Genomic DNA, 1,245 nt, shown 5'->3' on the forward strand with positions numbered 1-1,245 from the left:
TGACAATGGTGCATTAACAACACGAGTCAAAATACCAAGTACCGCTGGAACACGGTGTCCTGACCAAGATACGATTGCCTCTAAACCTCTAAGAAGTCTAGAGAGACGATGCCAGTAATACGGTCAGCAGTTAATGGAACATAACGCAGCAATACCCCAGCATGAATAGTGAAGTAGTCCACACCTTGTTCAGCTTGCTCTACCAAGGTATCGCGGAACATTTCCCAGGTGAGGTCTTCTGCAATGCCGCCGGTCTTATCAAGAGCTTGATAAATAGGAACGGTACCAATCGGAACTGGTGAGTTACGAATAATCCACTCACGGGTTTCATGAATATGTTTACCAGTAGATAGATCCATGATGGTGTCTGCACCCCAACGAATCGACCACACCATTTTTTCTACTTCCTCATTAATTGAGGAAGTTACAGCAGAGTTACCTAGGTTGCCGTTAATCTTCACGCGGAAGTTGCGGCCAATAATCATGGGCTCTAGTTCTGGGTGATTGATATTGGCTGGGATGATTGCGCGACCAGCAGCGATCTCGGAGCGCACAAACTCACCAGTAACAATGTCAGGCAAATTGGCGCCATAGCTCTTGCCAGGGTGTTGCTTGAGAAGTTGTTTGTACTCAGGATTCTTGCGTAATTGCTCTAGACCCATAGACTCACGCAAAGCAACGTATTCCATTTCAGGAGTCACGATGCCTTTGCGGGCGTAATACATTTGACTCACGTTTTGACCTGCTTTAGCAACACGCGGAGGATTAATGTGAGCAAAACGTAAATTCTGTGTCGCTGCATCTTGTGAGCGCGCAACGCCGTACTCAGAACTTGGCCCTGCTAATTGCACTGTGTCACCACGTTCTTCAATCCAGTTCTTGCGCAATAAAGGCAAGCCTTTTTCAAGGTTAATCACAATATCGGGGTCGCTATATGGCCCTGACGTGTCGTAAACCGGAACAGGTGGATTAGGGACCATTTCTTCACCTACGCGTGTTGATAACTGCTCAATCATGCGAATCGGTGCTTTGATGTCTGGGCGTGAACCCTCTAAATAGGTTTTTGTGGAGGCGGGATAGGCAAATTTTTGGCCAAAGTCACGCTCCAAGCTCTTAAGGCTAGGAATCTCTTGTTTAGATTTTGTATTGGTATCGCTCATGTCCATCTCCTGACTGTAATTAGATGGACGAAACCGGGTGACGGTCTGATGGAAAACTCCCCACGCCAGCATTACCTGGATCGGG

Annotated in this window: 1 pseudogene; it reads right to left on the bottom strand. The window is 47.1% G+C overall.

The features are described from left to right. Positions 1-101 precede the first annotated feature (101 nt). Positions 102-1,160, bottom strand: a pseudogene (locus B7X71_RS17240) (phosphomethylpyrimidine synthase ThiC); the annotation flags it as partial. Positions 1,161-1,245 lie beyond the last annotated feature (85 nt).

The organism is Polynucleobacter sp. 39-46-10, from assembly GCF_002282275.1.